Origin of the sequence: Curtobacterium flaccumfaciens (assembly GCF_004361695.1) — a bacterium.
Lineage (GTDB): Bacteria > Actinomycetota > Actinomycetes > Actinomycetales > Microbacteriaceae > Curtobacterium > Curtobacterium flaccumfaciens_B.
In genome coordinates, this window is sequence record NZ_SNVW01000005.1 from 103,184 (window position 1) to 117,762 (window position 14,579).

The window sequence follows — 14,579 nt, forward strand, 5'->3', positions numbered from 1 at the left end:
CGGGGTCGTTGCGGTGCCGTCGCGCTGCAGGTGCGCCGCCGTCACGCGGCGTGACGGGCGGCGTAACGCGCGGCAGCAAAAACTACACACCGGGTGGTTTTTGGGGTAGCGTCGTCATCGATCTCGCCGCGGAGCATCGCTCCTCGACGGGCCGCGACACCCAGTCAGGACCGAAGGAGCCTCTGCAATGCCCACCACCTCTGTGCAGCTGTACTCGCTGCGCGACGCCGTCGCCGAAGACCTCGACAAGGCCATCGCCCGCGTCCGTGAGATCGGCTACGAGAACGTCGAGCCCTACGCGTTCGTCGAGCGTGCCGCCGACCTCGAGCGCGCCTTCGCCGCCACCGGCCTCAAGGCACCGTCCGGCCACGTCGCCGTGATCGACGCCGACGACACCGCCCCGATCTGGGACGCCGCCGAGCGCCTCGGCATCCAGACCGTCATCGACCCGTTCATCCCGACCGACCGCTGGCAGACCGCCGACGACGTCGCGAAGATCGCCGAGCGCGTCAACGAGCTCACCGCCGAGGCCGCGTCGCGCGGCCTGAAGTTCGGCTACCACAACCACCAGTGGGAGTTCACGAACAAGGTCGACGGCCGCACCGTCTACGACCTGTTCGTGTCGCAGCTCTCGCCGGAGACCGTCCTCGAGGTCGACACCTTCTGGGCGACCGTCGGTGGCGCCGACGCCCCGGCCGTGCTGAAGGCCCTCGGCGACCGCGTCGTCGCGATCCACGTCAAGGACGGCAAGGTCGACGGTGACATCCGCACCGCGCTGCCCTCGTCCGAGAGCGCCCTCATCGTGCCCGAGGCACTGCAGCGTGCCTTCGAGAACCAGACGCCGGCCGGCCAGGGCGACGTCGACGTGGCCGCCATCCTCGCCGCGGCCCCGCAGGCCATCCGCGTCGTCGAGTTCGACGCGTACAAGGGTGACGTCTTCGAGGGCATCGCCGAGTCGCTCGAGTGGCTGAAGGCCAACGACAAGTGAGCCGCGTCGGGATCGGCATCATCGGTGCCGGCAACATCTCCACGCAGTACCTCGAGAACCTGACGAAGTTCGCCGACGTCGAGGTCCGCTTCGTCGCCGACGTGCTGCTCGACCGTGCGGCCGCCCAGGCAGCCGCCTACGGTGTCGGTGCCTCGGGCAGCGTCGAGGAGCTCCTCGCGCGTGACGACGTCCAGATCGTGATCAACCTGACGATCCCGGCCGCACACGCCGAGGTCGACCAGCAGATCATCGACGCGGGCAAGCACGTCTGGAGCGAGAAGCCGATCGCGACCGACCACGAGTCGGCCGCCGCGGTGCTCGAGTCGGCGAAGGCCAAGGGGCTCCGCGTGGCGACCGCCCCGGACACCGTGCTCGGTGCGGGCATCCAGACGGCACTCCGGGCCATCGCCCGCGGTGACATCGGCGAGCCGCTCTCCGCGACGACGCTGTTCCACGTCCCCGGACCCGAGGCGTGGCACCCGAACCCGGACTTCCTGTTCGCGACGGGTGCCGGGCCGCTGTTCGACATGGGCCCGTACTACGTGACGACCCTCGTGCACGCGTTCGGCACCGCCACGCGCGTGCAGGCCGTGTCCTCGAAGTCGCTCGAGCGCCGGACCATCGCGTCCGGTCCCCGTGCGGGTGAGACGTTCCCGGTCGAGGTCCCCACGCACCACGCCGCGCTGATCGAGTTCGCCGGCGGGCAGTCCGCCCAGTCGACGTTCTCGTTCCAGCACGCGCTGCCGCGGATGGGCTTCGTCGAGATCAACGGCACGCTCGGCACGATCTCGCTCCCCGACCCGAACACGTTCGAGGGCGCGTCGCAGCTCTGGCGCTACGGCCAGGAGGAGCCCGAGACGCTCGAGGCGGTCGGCTCCACCTGGGGTCGCGGCACCGGCGTCGTCGAGCTCGCCCGCGCGATCGCCGAGGACCGTCCGGAACGCGCTTCCGGTGCGGTCGCGCTGCACGTCCTCGACGTGCTGCTCGGCATCCGCGACGCCGCCGAGGCCGGGTCCGCCGTCGACATCACGTCGACCGTGGACGCGATCCCGCCGCTGCCGGAGGACTTCGATCCGGCCGCCGCGGTGCTCACCGCCTAGCAGTCGCGCTCCGCGTGCCGGAACGGCCGGGTCCCGATCGGGACCCGGCCGTTCTCGTTCCGTCCCGGGCTGCGCCGGTGCTCAGCGGTCGCCGGGGACGAGCGCCTCGAGCAGTCGCAGGACCTTCTCGCCGTCGACGGCGTCCGGGTCGAGCAGCCACTGCACCTGCAGCCCGTCCGACGCGGCGATGCTCAACGACGCCAGGTCGACCGGATCCAGGTCGGCACGGATGCGTCCGGCCACCTGGTCCGCCTCGATGAGCGTCGCGAGGTCGGCCCGGAGCCGGGTGAAGCGCTCCCGCATGAACTCCCGGGTCGCCGGGTGGCCCTCCTGCACGGCATCGGCCGCGAGCGTCGTGTAGAGCTGCACGAGCCCCGGCACCGCACGGTTCCGCGAGGCACTCTCGCGCATGTCCCCGATCGCGGACTTCATCCGGTCGGGAGCGCCCTGCTCGCGCACCTCGTGCTCGCGGTACACGGCGAGCAGGAGTTCGTCGCGGTTCGGGAAGTAGTGGCGCAGGGCCGCGTGGGTGATCCCGAGCGCGTCGGCGACGGATCGCAACGACGACGCGTCCACCCCGTGGTCTGCGACCATCCGGATCATCTCGTCGAGGATCTGCGTCCGGCGCTCGGCACCCTTGCGGTACCCGCCGCGTCGCGGCGGGGCCGCGTCGTCGTCGACCGGGTGCGTCATCCCCCCAACCTACCGCTGGAAGTTACCGCTGGAAGGTTTTTTCCTGGAGGCGCGTGGGGACCCGTCCACGACGATCCGGTTCAGGGGACGTCCGGCTCTGCGACCGTCCGGCTCAGGAGTCGTTCGGCTCCGCGTCGCCGTCCGGGTCGACCACGTACTCGTCGACCGGGGCGGGGGCGCCGCCGACGAGGGCCTCGGTGATCTGCACCAGGCACCGGGTGAGGACGTCGTTCTCCTCGGTCGACAGGTGGTCCATGACCTCGACGACGGCCTCGTGGAACCGCGCGTACGAGGCGTCGATCTTCTTCGCCGCCTGCACCGTCGGCTCGAGCACCTGCGCGCGGCGGTCGGTGGGGTGCGGCACGCGGACGATGTCGCCCTTGTCGACGAGTCCGTCGACGATCTTCGTGACCGAGGCGTTCGACACGTTGAGCATGACGGCGAGGTCCTTCGGACCCATGGCCCGGCCGTCCCGGTGCGCCTGGAGCATGTACCGGACGGCGAGGAACTCGTTCTTCGTCAGCCCACTCTCGGACCGCGCCTGCTCGAGCTGCTGCTCCTCGGCGTGCTGCAGCCGGAGGAGGGCGTCGACGGCGACCTTCGCGGCACGCGACCGGGGCTCCCGGGCGTAGAGGTGCATGTGCTCGCGGCGGACGACGGTCAACGGCATGTGTTCGGGGGTTCTCTCGTGCCTGGTGGAGGGGCCTGCGGCGCGGTGCTACGCCGCGGACACGCTGAAGAAGTCCGCGTAGGACGGTTCGGAGCGCCCCGACAGGAGCGACGGGTCCTGGATGCGCCGCTCGACGTAGGCGTCGATGACGGCGGGGTCGGTCAGGCCGACCCGGGTGTGGGTCCCGCCGAGCCGTGCGTGGCGCGGCATCCCGGTGTACGTGCTGTGCATAGCGATCCCGCCTTCCGGCTTCCGAGCTGTCCCCTGCGGACGGTCAGAACTCTTTCACGAACCGAACGATCAGTGCAACGAACCTTTTTCGTTCTGTACGGTTCACGCACTGAACGGTTCGACGGGCCGAACGACAGGGGTCTCGGGCCAGGGTCGTCACCGGTTGCGGAGGAGCGAGGCGGCCCCGGCCGGGAACCACTGCCCGGCCGCTGGCCCGCCGTTGCAGGTGCCGTCGCTCTCTCCCGGGAGCTTCACCCAGAGCAGCGCGTCGAGCCCCGTGGCGTCGTCCACCACCGTGGGGTCCTGCCCCAGTCCGGCGGCTCGGGAGTTGCACCAGGCGCCCGTCGCTCCCCGACCGTTCCGCGACACGTCGATGACGAAGTGCCCTCCGGTCAGGCGCCGCAGCTGTTCGCCGTAGGCCCGTTCCCCCGCCGTCGCGTACGAGTTGGAGACGTTGAGCGAGAAGCCCCGCGCCTCGGCGACCCCGGCGTCTCGCAGGAGCCTGGCCATCGTCGTCGGCGCGGTCCAGCCCTCGTGACCGGCGTCGATGTACACCGCAGCGCCGGCCGACGCGAGGTCGTGCACCGCGGTGCGGATGAGGCGGGTCCGCTGGGTGGCGTCGGTCCCCGGGCAGGACGACAGCTGTGCGAGGGCGTCCGGTTCCACGATGACCGCGGCACGGTGCCCACGGAGGGTGTCGGCCAGCACGCGGTTCCACGTGCCGTACGCGCCCGGCGTGAGTCCACCGGCGGAGAAGCTCCCGCAGTCGCGGCCGGGGATCGCGTACGTGACGAACACCGGGGTGCCACCCTGGGCCGACGCGGCGGCGAGGTGTCGCTGGACGGTCGTCCGGAGTGCGGCGGTGGACAGCCAGTCACCGAGCCAGACGCTCGCCGGGCGGGCGGCGATCGTGCGGGCGACCGCCGCGTCCGATGCCCGACCGGCTGCGGCGAGCGCCGTCGCCTGGCGGGAGGCCGTCGTGTCGGCGGGGTGGTACAGCCCGCCGGCGAACACGTCGGAGCCGCGCGCGCTGGCGGACGGCGCGGGCCCGATGGTGGCGGCAGTGACGGCGGCGAGCAGCACGGCGAGTACCAGTGCGGGGACAGAGCGGCGGGTGCGGAGGAGCGGCATGGCGGCCTCGGTTCCTGGTCCGTGGACGAGCGTGGTGAGTGCTACCCGTCGAGGGTCCCTCCTGCTCCATAGAGCCCGTCACCGTTTCCCAGCCATGACGGAGGTTCGCAGGCATCGCCAGGCGGCTCCGGAACGAGGAAAGCCCCGCGGGCGCGCCCCGACGGGCATAGCGTGGACGCGTGGACCTCGAACTCAAGAACCGTGTCGCGCTCGTCGTCGGAGGGAAGGGGTACATCGGCGCAGCCGTCGCCGATCGACTCCGGGCCGAGGGGGCGACCGTCGTCGTGGCCTCCCGCAGCGCGGACGCCGCCGACGGCGTCGTGATCGACACCGCGGACCGGGCATCGGTCGACGCCGGCGTCGCGCGGGTGCTCGAGCAGCACGGACGCATCGACGCACTCGTCGTGACCGCCGCGCCGAGCGCCGGCACGCTCGACCCGTCGCGGAAGTCCGACCCGGAGCAGGTGCTGTCCGCGATCGACGGCAAGGCGCTCGGGTTCCTCCGCGTCGCGAACACCGTCCTGCCGGCACAGCGCGAGGCCGGCTACGGCCGGGTCGTGGTGGTGAGCGGGCAGAACGCGTACCTCTCCGGCAACATCACCGCCTCGCTCCGGAACACCGCCGTGAGCGTCATCGCGAAGAACCTGGCCGACGAGGTCGCCGGCTCCGGCGTCACGGTGAACGTCGTCAACCCGGGAACGGTGACGGACTCCCCCGCCGCCGAGGTCCAGCGCGGCGCGGGCGGCGAGTCCAGCCCGCAGCAGATCGCGGACCTGGTCGCGTTCCTCGTCTCGCCGCTGTCCGCGGTGTCGGGCGAGTCGATCTCGATCGCGCACCGGGTGCTCGGCCAACTGACGATCTGACGGACTGGAGGCGCGTGGCGGGCCCGCCCCGCGCCTCCAGGCCGCCACCGGGTCACGACGGTCTTTCACCCGGTGGGATGAAGCCCTTCGCCCGCTGGTCCGATGTGGCGGCGCCCGCGGTTGTCGATGCTGGTGTCATGGAGACCTCGACCAAGCACACGATCGCCACCCTGTTGCTCTGCGCGGCGATCGTCGTCGTCACCGCCGTCGCGCTCGTCGCGATGTCGCCGATGCCGTGACCGCCGGCTCCCACCATCGTGCGATGATCGAGCCGTGACGGAACGGCGCACGTTCATCCGGCCGCTCGCCACCCGAGCGATCGTCGTCGACGTGGCCTGGGCGGCGCTCGCTGCGTTCGTCTTCCTGCTCCCCATCGACCTCGAGCTGCAGCACGCGAGCCTCCTCGCGGTCCTCGCCGCGGCTGCCGCGATCGCGCTGCGCCGGATCTCGCCGACGGCGGCGATGGCGATGGTCGTCGTGCTCGGCGTCATCCAGGTCGGCGGCGGGGAACGGCCGTCGCTCGTGGACCTCGCGATGTTCGTGGTGATCGGCACGACCGCCGTGGTCGGGAGCCGTGGCGAGGTCGTCGCGTCCGGGCTCCTCGCCCTCGTCGCCGGCGTCGGCGCGACGGTGTACCTCGCGTCGACCGGTTTCCGCTTCCTGCTCCTCATCAACGGCCCGCGCGACCAGGCGTTCCTCGCCATGGCCGCACCAGTGACGGCGCTCCTCGGGGTGTGGGCCGGCGGGATCGCCCTGCGCGCGTTCCGTTCGCGCGACCGCGAGTCCGAACGGCGGGCCGACGCCGAGGCCGCCGCGTTCCGTGCCGAGGCCGTCGCGACCGAGGCGGCCGCCACCGCCACCCGCGCGATCGACGAGGCGGAGTCGGAGCGCATCCGCGCGGACATCGCCCGCGACGTCCACGACGTCGTCGGGCACTCCCTCGCCGTGATCATCGCGCAGGCCGACTCGGTGCCGTTCCTCGACGACGAGGCCCGCATCCGCGAGGTCAGCGCCACCATCGCCAGCACCGCCCGGAGCTCCCTCGTCGAGGTCCGGCAGGTCCTCGGGCACATCGACGGCTCCGGGACGGACACCGACCCAGGGTCGCTCGACGAGATCGTGCAGGGCATCCGCGAGGCCGGGGTCGACGTGGACCACAGCCGCCGCGGGGCCCTCGTGACGCTCGGCCCGGACAGCGGGACCGCCGCACGCCGTGTCCTGCAGGAGATGCTGACGAACGCCCTGCGGCACGGTGCCCCGGGACACCCCCTCGTCGTCCGCGAGACCTGGCGGAGCGCCGACCTCGTGCTCGAGGTCGAGAACCAGGTCGTCGATGCGGCCGCTGCCCTGCCGAGCACGCGTGGCTCCGGCCGGGGCCTCACCGGGATGCAGTCCCGGCTCACCACGCTCGGCGGGTCGTTCGACGCCGCCGTCCTGGACGACGTGTTCGCCGCACGCGCCCGCATCCCGTTCGACGTCCATGGGGGGACCATCCGATGACCGATCCGATCCGCATCCTGCTGACCGACGACCAGGCACTCTTCCGCGCGGGCCTGCGCGTGGTGCTCGACGCCCAGGACGACATGGTCGTCGTGGGCGAGGCGTCCGACGGGGCCGAGGCGCTCGGGCTCATCCCGCAGCTCCGACCGGACGTGGTGCTGCTCGACATGCGCATGGCCGGGATGGACGGTGTCGAGACCGTCCGCCAGCTCTTCTCCGGCGCCGTGCAGGGCCCCCTCCCCCGCGTGGTCGTCCTCACCACGTTCGGCCTCGATCCGGCCGCGGCCACGGCGATCCGCCTCGGCGCGAGCGGGTTCCTCCTCAAGGACACGACGCCGCCGTTCCTGTTCGCCGCCGTCCGGGCCGTGCACGAGGGCAGCTCGGTGATCGCGCCGAACGACCTGTCGCAGCTGTTCGGTGCGGACGTCGAGCGCGCCCCGTCCCCGCAGCCGTCCGAGTTCCAGTCGCTGACCGACCGGGAACGCATCGTGTTCGGCTGGGCGTCGCGCGGGCTGTCGAACGCCGAGATCGCGGCGAAGGAGTTCGTCACCGAGTCCACGGTGAAGACGCAGATCTCGAGCATCCTCGGCAAGCTCGCCCTTCGGGACCGGGTGCAGCTCGTCGTGTACGCGCACGACCACGGGCTGGCCGGCGCGCGCGGCGAGTCCTAGAGCGCCACCACCTCGTCGAGGATCGTCTCGACCGCGGTCGGGTCGTGCGCGAACCGGCCGAGGAACAGCCCGCCGATCCGGCCCTGCCCCCGCGTGAGCAGCCCCGGACCGGCACTGCCCCCGTAGACGACCCGCGACCCGGCCAGCTCGGGTCGCGTCGCGAGGTGCGCCGACACCCCGGCCAGCACCTCGACGACGTGGTCGTCCGGCGCGGGGGCCGGCGCCCCGATCGCCCACACCGGTTCGTAGGCGACGGTGAGCGGTCGGGCCTGCCCGGCGGCGACCGCCACCGAGACGGCGCGGTCGAGCTGCGCGGTCACGTCCGCGATCGCGTCCGGACTGGAGGCACGGGTCGCCTCGCCGACGCAGACCAGCGGACGCAGGTGGTTGCGGTACGCGGCGTGCACCTTGCGCGCGACGTCCTCGTCCGTCTCGTGGAACAGGGAGCGCCGCTCGGCGTGGCCGATCTCGACGAGGTCGACCCCGATCTCGCGGAGCTCCGCACCGGACACCTCGCCCGTGTACGCCCCCTCGTCCGCCCACGCCAGGTCCTGTGCGCCGAGCAGCACCGGGGCGTCGCCGAGGACCTGCCGCACCGGCACGAGCGCGGGGAACGTCGGGATGACGAACAGTTCGGCCGCTCCGGAGCGCACCGCGGGGTGCCGCCGGGCGATGTCCCCGACGGCCGCCGCCCACGAGAGCGTGCGGGCGTGCGAGAAGTACATCTTCAGCGACACCCCGACGGTGATCACTCCGCGACCGCCTCCACGATGAGCGCGAACGACACCGCGCCCGGGTCGACCGTGCCGACGGCCTGCTCGGCGTGCGTGCGGGCGCGGCCCTTCTTCGGCATGAGCTCCGCCGTGCCGTCCGCGGCCTCGCGGGCGGCGGCGACCGCAGCTGCCCAGGCCTCGGCGAGCGGTGCCCCGGAGTCGACGCGCGCACGGAGCGTGTCGTCGAACGGGACGAGCGCGTCCACCATCGTCTTGTCGCCGGGCACGGCGCCGAAGGCGAGGACCGCGTCGGTGGCGGCGTGCACCGCGTCCGCGACCTGCGCCGACGACGGACGCGAGTCGTCCCCGAGGACGCGACCCAGTGCCTCCAGGGCGGCTCCCCAGATCGCGCCGGAGGTGCCACCCGCCTTGTCGGACCAGGCGTCTGCGGCGATCCGGAGGACGGATCCCGTTCCTGCACCATGCTCCAGCGCGTCCGAGGCAGCGGCGTCGGCGGCGTGTGCGCCGCGCTGCATGCCGATCCCGTGGTCGCCGTCGCCGGCGACGGCGTCGATGCGGCCGAGCTCGTCGGCGTGCTCGTCGATGACGGCGCGGACGGCTGCCAGGCCGGCCGCCACCCGTCCGGCCACCGCTCGCGAGTCGTCGCTCGCCGGGCCGATCGCCACGGCTGCTTCGTCGGCCGAGGCGACCGACGGGTCGACGCGCTCCTGCGGGACGGCACCGCCCTTCCGGTAGGCGGGGGTGTCCGCGGGGGCCGACCAGAGTTCCTCGAGCTCGTCGTCGAGCCAGAAGAGCGTCAGCGAGACGCCGGCCATGTCGAAGCTCGTGACGAGCTCCCCCACCTCGGGTTCGACGATGACCACGCCCGCGTCGGCGAGCCGGCGCTGCACCGATCGGTAGACGACGAAGAGCTCCTCGTACTTCACGCTGCCGAGGCCGTTGAGGATCGGGACCACCCGCTGGCCGCCGAGCGAGACGCCGTCGGGGAGCTCGTCGAGGAGCTTGCCGACGAGCAGCTCGGCCAGGCCCTCCGCGGTCGGCACGTCGGTCTCGTCGATCCCGCGCTCACCGTGGATGCCCATGCCGATCGCCATCCGGCCCTCGGGCACCTCGAAGAGGGGCTCGTCGGCGCCGGGCAGCGAGCAGCCCGAGAAGGCGACACCGAACGACCGGGTGCGGTCGTTCGCGCGCTCCGCGATCGCGGTGACCGCCTCGAGGTCGTCGCCACGCTCCGCGGCGGCGCCCGCCACCTTGAAGACGCAGAGGTCACCCGCGATCCCGCGCCGTTCGTCCGCACGGTCGGCCGGCGCGGACACGACGTCGTCCGTGACGCGGACGGTCCGGACCGGGATGCCGTCCGCCTCCAGCGTCCGCGCCGCCGCGTCGAAGTTGAGCACGTCGCCCGCGTAGTTGCCGTAGCTGAGCAGCACGCCCCCGCCGTGCTCGGCCGCCCGCGCCACCCCGGCCACCTGCTGGGCGCTCGGGCTGGCGAACAGGTTGCCCATCGCGGCACCCGCGGCGAGGCCGTGGCCGACGAGCCCGCCGAACGCGGGGTAGTGACCGGAACCGCCGCCGATGACCACGGCGACCGTCCCCTCGGGGCTGGTGGTCGCACGGGCGACACCGCCGTGCACCTTCCGGACCCAGCGCTCGTTGGCGGCGACGAAGCCGTCGGTGGCTTCGTCCGCGAAGTCCGCGGGGTCGTTGAACAGTCGGGTCATCGGCCCGTCTCCTTCCGGTCGGCAGTGGCGACGTGCGAGGTGTCGAGCAGTTCGTCCGCCTTCGCCCCGCGGAAGAACTTGGTGCAGAAGATCATCACCGCGGCCACGAACGCCAGCACCCCGAGCGACACGATGCCGAACGCCCCGCTCTCCGTCGGGACGACCTCGTTGATCGCCGTGCGCATGATCGGTGCCACGAACCCGCCGAGGTTGCCGAGCGAGTTGATCAGGCCGATGCCCGCCGCCGCCGCGGCACCCGTGAGGAACGCCGTCGGGTACGCCCACGTGATCGGGCCGACCGCCAGGAAGCTCGCGACCGCCAGCGTGATGAACACGATGCCGAGGATCGGCTGCCCGTTCGCGCCGGCCCACGCCGACCCGAGGATCGACAGCCCCGTGGTGATGTAGAACAGGGAGCCCCAGCGACGACGACGGCCGACGGTGTCCGCCCGCGAGCCGACCAGGTAGCAGGCCACGAGACCGACGAGCCACGGGATGGCCGCGACGAGGCCGACCTGCCAGCCGACGTCCTGCCCGAGCAGCGCGGAGACCTGCTGCGGCAGGTAGAACGTCGTGCCGTACACGGCGACCTGCAGGCAGAAGTAGATGATCGTGAAGTACCAGACGCGGCCGCTTGCCATCGCCTTCCAGATGCCCGTCGGGCCGTCCTCGCTGCGCGCCGTGTCCTCGCGCTCCATCGCCGCGGTGAGGGACTGCTTCTCCCCCGGCTCCAGCCACTTCGCCTGCTGCGGACTGTTCGTCAGGAACACGAGCGCGGCGATGCCGGCCAGCACGGCCAGGATCCCCTCACCGGCGAACATGACCTGCCAGCCGTGGAACGGGGTGGCCTTGTCGCCGAAGCTGATCAGGCCACCGGACAGCGGGGCGCCGATCATCTGCGAGAACGGCTGCGCCAGGTAGAAGATCGCGAACATCCGCACGCGGACCTTGTTCGGGAACCACTCGGACAGGTACATGATCACGCCCGGGAACAGCCCCGCCTCGGTCACGCCGAGGATGAACCGCAGGATGATGAACATCGTGTCGTTCGTCGTGAAGGCGAACAGGGCGGCGACGATGCCCCACGTGACGGCGATGCGGGCGAGCCAGAAGCGCGCCCCGAACCGCTTGAGCAGCAGGTTCGACGGGATCTCGAAGATCGCGTAGCCGATGAAGAAGATGCCGGCGCCGAGCGCGAAGGCCGCGTCCGAGATGCCGCGGTCGACGCTGAGCGCCTCTTCCGCGAAGCCGACGTTGGTGCGGTCGAGGAAGGCGACGAAGTACAGGATGACGAGCATCGGCATCAGGTGCTTGGTCGCCTTGCCGATGGCGGACTTCAGGCCGGGGTCGTTCGTCGACCCGAGCGCTGGTGCAGGGGGTAGTGACACGGGGTTCGCTCCTTTGCGAGCACGGTGCGGTTGCTGACTGGAGGCGCGGATCGCGTCGCGTGTTCGGCGCACGACCGCAGGCGGCCGGGCCTAGTGCATGTACAGGCCGCCGTCGACGTTGAGCGTCTGTCCGGTCACGAAGCCGGCGTCCTCGCCGATGAGGTAGGCGATCGCGGCGGCGATGTCGCGCGGTGTGCCGATGCGGGGCAGGACCCCGTCGGCGGCCAGCTCGGCCTTCCGCTCCTCGGACAGCGTGCCGCCCATGATGTCGGTGTCGATCGGGCCGGGGGCGATCGCGTTGACGGTCACGCCCTTCGGCCCGAGTTCACGGGCGAGTCCGCGGGTGAGGCCGATCACGCCGGCCTTCGCCACCGTGTACGGCGTCTTGCTGAACGTGCCACCGCCGCGCTGGGCGGAGACCGACGACAGGTTCACGATGCGCCCGTACCCGTTCCGCACCATCGACTCCGCCGCCCGCAGGCTCGCGAAGTGGACGCCGTCGAGGTTGATCGACAGCACGCGGTGCCACTCCCCCTCCGGCAGGTCGAGGTACGCGTGGGCCGACGAGACACCGGCCAGGTTGACGAGCGCCGCGACGGGCGGCAGCTGCGACTCGATCGTGTCGAACGCCGCACGGACGGCCGACTCGTCGGCGACGTTCGCGCCCGCTCCGACGGCCTGCACGCCGTACTGGTCGCGGAGCTCGGCGGCGACGGCCTCGCTCGCGGCCTGGTCGAGGTCGATGACGCCGACGTTCCAGCCGGCCTCGGCGAGGTGGTGGGCGGTGGCCCGTCCGATGCCGCGCGGTGAGGCGGCTCCGGTGAGGACGACGGTGCGGTCCTGGTTGCTCATGGTCGTCCCCCTCAGTGGATCGGCGCCGGGCCGAGGTCGTCGAGGAGCTTCTGCATCGCGACGTACGCCTTGTTCCGGTACGCGACGAGCTCAGGGGTCCGGTCGGCCGGCACGTCGAGGTAGCCCGCGCCGGACTTCGTGCCGAGTTCGCCGGCGTCGACGTGCTGCTGCAGCGAGGCCGGGGTCGCGAAGCGCTCGGGCCAGCGGGTCTGCAGCGACTCGAAGCAGAACGCGTAGACGTCGAGGCCCGCCATGTCTGCGATCGCGAACGGGCCGAAGAACGGCAGGCGGAAGCCGAAGGTCGTGCGGACGATCGTGTCGATGTCGTCGGGGCTGGCGATGCCCTCGTCGGCGATCTTGGTCGCCTCCTCGAACAGCGCGTACTGCAGGCGGTTCAGGACGAAGCCGGTGGAGTCCTTCACGCGGGCGGACTGCTTGCCCGTGGCCGCGACGACGGCTTCGCCGACCTGGATCGCGTGCTCGCCGGTGGTGGGGTGCGGGATGAGCTCGACACCGGGGATGAACGGCGCGGGGTTCGAGAAGTGCACCCCGAGGAAGCGCTCCGGTCCGGTGACGGCCTCGGCGAGCGACTCGATGAGGATCGTCGACGTGTTGGACCCGATCACGGCATCGGGACGAGCCGCCTCGCTGATGCGCCGGAGGGTGGCGTGCTTGATCTCGAGCTTCTCCGGCACCGCCTCCTCGATGAAGTCGGCGGTCGCGACCGCTTCCTCGATGGACTCCGCGGCGCTGAGGTGCGCCCGGACGCGCTCGACGGCGTCCGCGGGGAAGAGCCCGTCGGCGACGAACTGCTCGGTCTCCCCGATCAGCCGCGCGAGGTTCTGCTGCGCGATCTCCGCGGAGACGTCGGCGATGCGGACGGTGTGGCCGGCGAGGGCGAGGACCTGGGCGATCCCGCCGCCCATGTAGCCGGACCCGACGACGGCGATGTCGAGGGTGCTCATCGAGTTGCTCCTTCGTGCTTCGTGCCCACGCTCGAGGTGGCGAGGACCGATCGGATGTACTGCTGGTTGGTGGCGCAGACGCCGAGGCTGTCCCCGCCGTACTGCTCGGTCATGAGGATCCCGCGGAACCCGTCGGCGACGGCGTCTCGGAGGACCTGGCGGTAGTTGATGAGGCCGGTCTCCATGGTGCTCGGCACGCTCGTCGCCCAGCTGCCGTCGGCGGCCTCGTCCCGCGTGTAGTTCTTCACGTGCAGGTAGTTCGTGACCGGGAGCGTCTTGGCGAACAGCTCCTTCCAGTCCTCCACCGGGCGGTGCAGGCGGATGAGGTTCGCGACGTCGGCGTTGAGGCCGACGTTGTCGAGGCCGATCTCCTCGATCAGTCGGACGGCGCTGTCCGCGGTGCCGAGGTAGGTGTCCTCGTAGAGCTCGAGCGCCATCGGCAGGCCGACCGACGCCGCGTGCTCGCCGAGCTCACGGAGCCGCGAGACCGCCGCCGCGCGGACCTCCGGGTCGTCCGGGTCCTTCGGGCCCTGCGCCGTCCAGAACCAGAGCGCGCGCTGCTGGTCCTCGTTGAACGGCTGGTGGAGGCCCGTCGAGAAGACCTGCATGCCCCACTCGGCCGCCGCGTCGATGGTGCGGTGGGCGTACGCGAGGTTGTCCTCCTCGTGCCCGGGCTGCACCACGCTCTTGCGCTGCAGGTGCACCGACGGGATCCCGACGCCGTGGGCCTTCGCGATGGCGAAGAGCTCGTCGCGACGGGAGCGCTCGAGGTCGGCGGGCCGGATGTGGCTGTCGGCGAGCTCGGCGAGCGAGAAGCCGACGGCCTCGATCTGCGCGAAGACGTCGTCCCAGACCGCGGGATCCGCGTCGTGGAAGGCGACGCCGTCGCGGGTGACCGGCGGGAACCCGTGCAGGCAGGTGGCGATCGGCCAGGTGTCCGACGTCCAGCTGGTGGGGTTCCAGTCCTGGTCGACCCAGTCCTGTGGTGTGCTCACGGAATGCTCCCTTGCATGTCTCGGTTCGACGATGAACCTCTTTCCTATAGGAAAGATACTCGCATGATCATCTCGCG

15 protein-coding genes are annotated in these 14,579 nt (G+C 71.8%); 5 read left to right on the forward strand and 10 right to left on the reverse strand.

Features of this window, described 5'->3' with window-relative positions:
- Window positions 1–187: 187 nt before the first annotated feature.
- Entirely contained in the window at window positions 188–988 is an 801-nt protein-coding gene (locus EDF64_RS09240) for a sugar phosphate isomerase/epimerase family protein (RefSeq protein WP_208108874.1), read from the forward strand.
- Window positions 985–2,088, forward strand: a complete 1,104-nt coding sequence (locus tag EDF64_RS09245; protein ID WP_133519714.1) for a Gfo/Idh/MocA family protein — start codon at window positions 985–987, stop codon at window positions 2,086–2,088. Before EDF64_RS09240 ends, EDF64_RS09245 begins: the two co-directional genes overlap by 4 nt.
- Window positions 2,089–2,169: 81 nt before the next feature.
- Here EDF64_RS09245 and EDF64_RS09250 read toward each other — a convergent pair whose 3' ends face one another.
- From EDF64_RS09250 to EDF64_RS09265, 4 genes are all read right to left on the reverse strand, one after another.
- Window positions 2,170–2,781 carry a TetR/AcrR family transcriptional regulator gene (locus EDF64_RS09250; RefSeq protein ID WP_133519715.1) on the reverse strand — a complete coding sequence of 204 codons (612 nt, stop codon included), beginning with the start codon at window positions 2,779–2,781 and terminating at the stop codon, window positions 2,170–2,172.
- Between the two features lie 112 nt (window positions 2,782–2,893).
- Window positions 2,894–3,451: a MarR family winged helix-turn-helix transcriptional regulator gene (locus EDF64_RS09255; RefSeq protein ID WP_133519716.1), complete on the reverse strand. Its 558-nt coding sequence runs from the start codon at window positions 3,449–3,451 to the stop codon at window positions 2,894–2,896.
- A gap of 48 nt (window positions 3,452–3,499) precedes the next feature.
- Entirely contained in the window at window positions 3,500–3,682 is a 183-nt protein-coding gene (locus EDF64_RS09260; protein WP_133519717.1) for a hypothetical protein, read from the reverse strand.
- 156 nt (window positions 3,683–3,838) lie between these two features.
- Window positions 3,839–4,813 carry a glycoside hydrolase family 6 protein gene (locus tag EDF64_RS09265; protein ID WP_133519718.1) on the reverse strand — a complete coding sequence of 325 codons (975 nt, stop codon included), beginning with the start codon at window positions 4,811–4,813 and terminating at the stop codon, window positions 3,839–3,841.
- A 179-nt stretch (window positions 4,814–4,992) separates the two neighbouring features.
- On the opposite strand from EDF64_RS09265, the gene EDF64_RS09270 reads away from it, so the two are divergent.
- The 3 genes from EDF64_RS09270 to EDF64_RS09280 all read left to right on the forward strand — a co-directional run bounded on the left by EDF64_RS09270 (window position 4,993) and on the right by EDF64_RS09280 (window position 7,847).
- Window positions 4,993–5,676, forward strand: a complete 684-nt coding sequence (locus tag EDF64_RS09270) for an SDR family NAD(P)-dependent oxidoreductase (protein WP_133519719.1) — start codon at window positions 4,993–4,995, stop codon at window positions 5,674–5,676.
- Window positions 5,677–5,949: 273 nt separating this feature from the next.
- Window positions 5,950–7,176 carry a sensor histidine kinase gene (locus EDF64_RS09275; RefSeq protein WP_133519720.1) on the forward strand — a complete coding sequence of 409 codons (1,227 nt, stop codon included), beginning with the start codon at window positions 5,950–5,952 and terminating at the stop codon, window positions 7,174–7,176.
- Window positions 7,173–7,847, forward strand: a complete 675-nt coding sequence (locus EDF64_RS09280) for a response regulator (protein WP_133519721.1) — start codon at window positions 7,173–7,175, stop codon at window positions 7,845–7,847. Before EDF64_RS09275 ends, EDF64_RS09280 begins: the two co-directional genes overlap by 4 nt.
- Here EDF64_RS09280 and EDF64_RS09285 read toward each other — a convergent pair.
- From EDF64_RS09285 to EDF64_RS09310, 6 genes are all read right to left on the reverse strand, one after another.
- Window positions 7,844–8,599, reverse strand: a complete 756-nt coding sequence (locus tag EDF64_RS09285) for a triose-phosphate isomerase family protein (protein ID WP_243736318.1) — start codon at window positions 8,597–8,599, stop codon at window positions 7,844–7,846. The genes EDF64_RS09280 and EDF64_RS09285 overlap by 4 nt on opposite strands.
- Window positions 8,596–10,302: a dihydroxyacetone kinase family protein gene (locus EDF64_RS09290; protein ID WP_133519722.1), complete on the reverse strand. Its 1,707-nt coding sequence runs from the start codon at window positions 10,300–10,302 to the stop codon at window positions 8,596–8,598. The genes EDF64_RS09285 and EDF64_RS09290 overlap by 4 nt, the downstream gene beginning before the upstream one ends.
- Window positions 10,299–11,690, reverse strand: a complete 1,392-nt coding sequence (locus EDF64_RS09295; protein ID WP_133519723.1) for an MFS transporter — start codon at window positions 11,688–11,690, stop codon at window positions 10,299–10,301. The genes EDF64_RS09290 and EDF64_RS09295 overlap by 4 nt, the downstream gene beginning before the upstream one ends.
- 90 nt (window positions 11,691–11,780) lie before the next feature.
- Window positions 11,781–12,542 carry an SDR family NAD(P)-dependent oxidoreductase gene (locus tag EDF64_RS09300; protein ID WP_133519724.1) on the reverse strand — a complete coding sequence of 254 codons (762 nt, stop codon included), beginning with the start codon at window positions 12,540–12,542 and terminating at the stop codon, window positions 11,781–11,783.
- A gap of 11 nt (window positions 12,543–12,553) precedes the next feature.
- Complete coding sequence (locus EDF64_RS09305; RefSeq protein ID WP_133519725.1) at window positions 12,554–13,507, reverse strand: 3-hydroxyacyl-CoA dehydrogenase family protein; 954 nt, start codon at window positions 13,505–13,507, stop codon at window positions 12,554–12,556.
- Window positions 13,504–14,502, reverse strand: coding sequence for a sugar phosphate isomerase/epimerase family protein (locus EDF64_RS09310; protein WP_133519726.1), 999 nt, complete (start codon window positions 14,500–14,502; stop codon window positions 13,504–13,506). Before EDF64_RS09310 ends, EDF64_RS09305 begins: the two co-directional genes overlap by 4 nt.
- Window positions 14,503–14,579 lie beyond the last annotated feature (77 nt).

Bases quoted from the DNA above. Each gene is read 5' to 3' on its own strand.
- EDF64_RS09240 (WP_208108874.1), top strand. From the start codon at position 188: ATGCCCACCACCTCTGTGCAGCTGTACTCGCTGCGCGACGCCGTCGCC.
- EDF64_RS09250 (WP_133519715.1), bottom strand. From the start codon at position 2,781: ATGACGCACCCGGTCGACGACGACGCGGCCCCGCCGCGACGCGGCGGG.
- EDF64_RS09255 (WP_133519716.1), bottom strand. From the start codon at position 3,451: ATGCCGTTGACCGTCGTCCGCCGCGAGCACATGCACCTCTACGCCCGG.
- EDF64_RS09260 (WP_133519717.1), bottom strand. From the start codon at position 3,682: ATGCACAGCACGTACACCGGGATGCCGCGCCACGCACGGCTCGGCGGG.
- EDF64_RS09265 (WP_133519718.1), bottom strand. From the start codon at position 4,813: ATGCCGCTCCTCCGCACCCGCCGCTCTGTCCCCGCACTGGTACTCGCC.
- EDF64_RS09280 (WP_133519721.1), top strand. From the start codon at position 7,173: ATGACCGATCCGATCCGCATCCTGCTGACCGACGACCAGGCACTCTTC.
- EDF64_RS09290 (WP_133519722.1), bottom strand. From the start codon at position 10,302: ATGACCCGACTGTTCAACGACCCCGCGGACTTCGCGGACGAAGCCACC.
- EDF64_RS09300 (WP_133519724.1), bottom strand. From the start codon at position 12,542: ATGAGCAACCAGGACCGCACCGTCGTCCTCACCGGAGCCGCCTCACCG.
- EDF64_RS09305 (WP_133519725.1), bottom strand. From the start codon at position 13,507: ATGAGCACCCTCGACATCGCCGTCGTCGGGTCCGGCTACATGGGCGGC.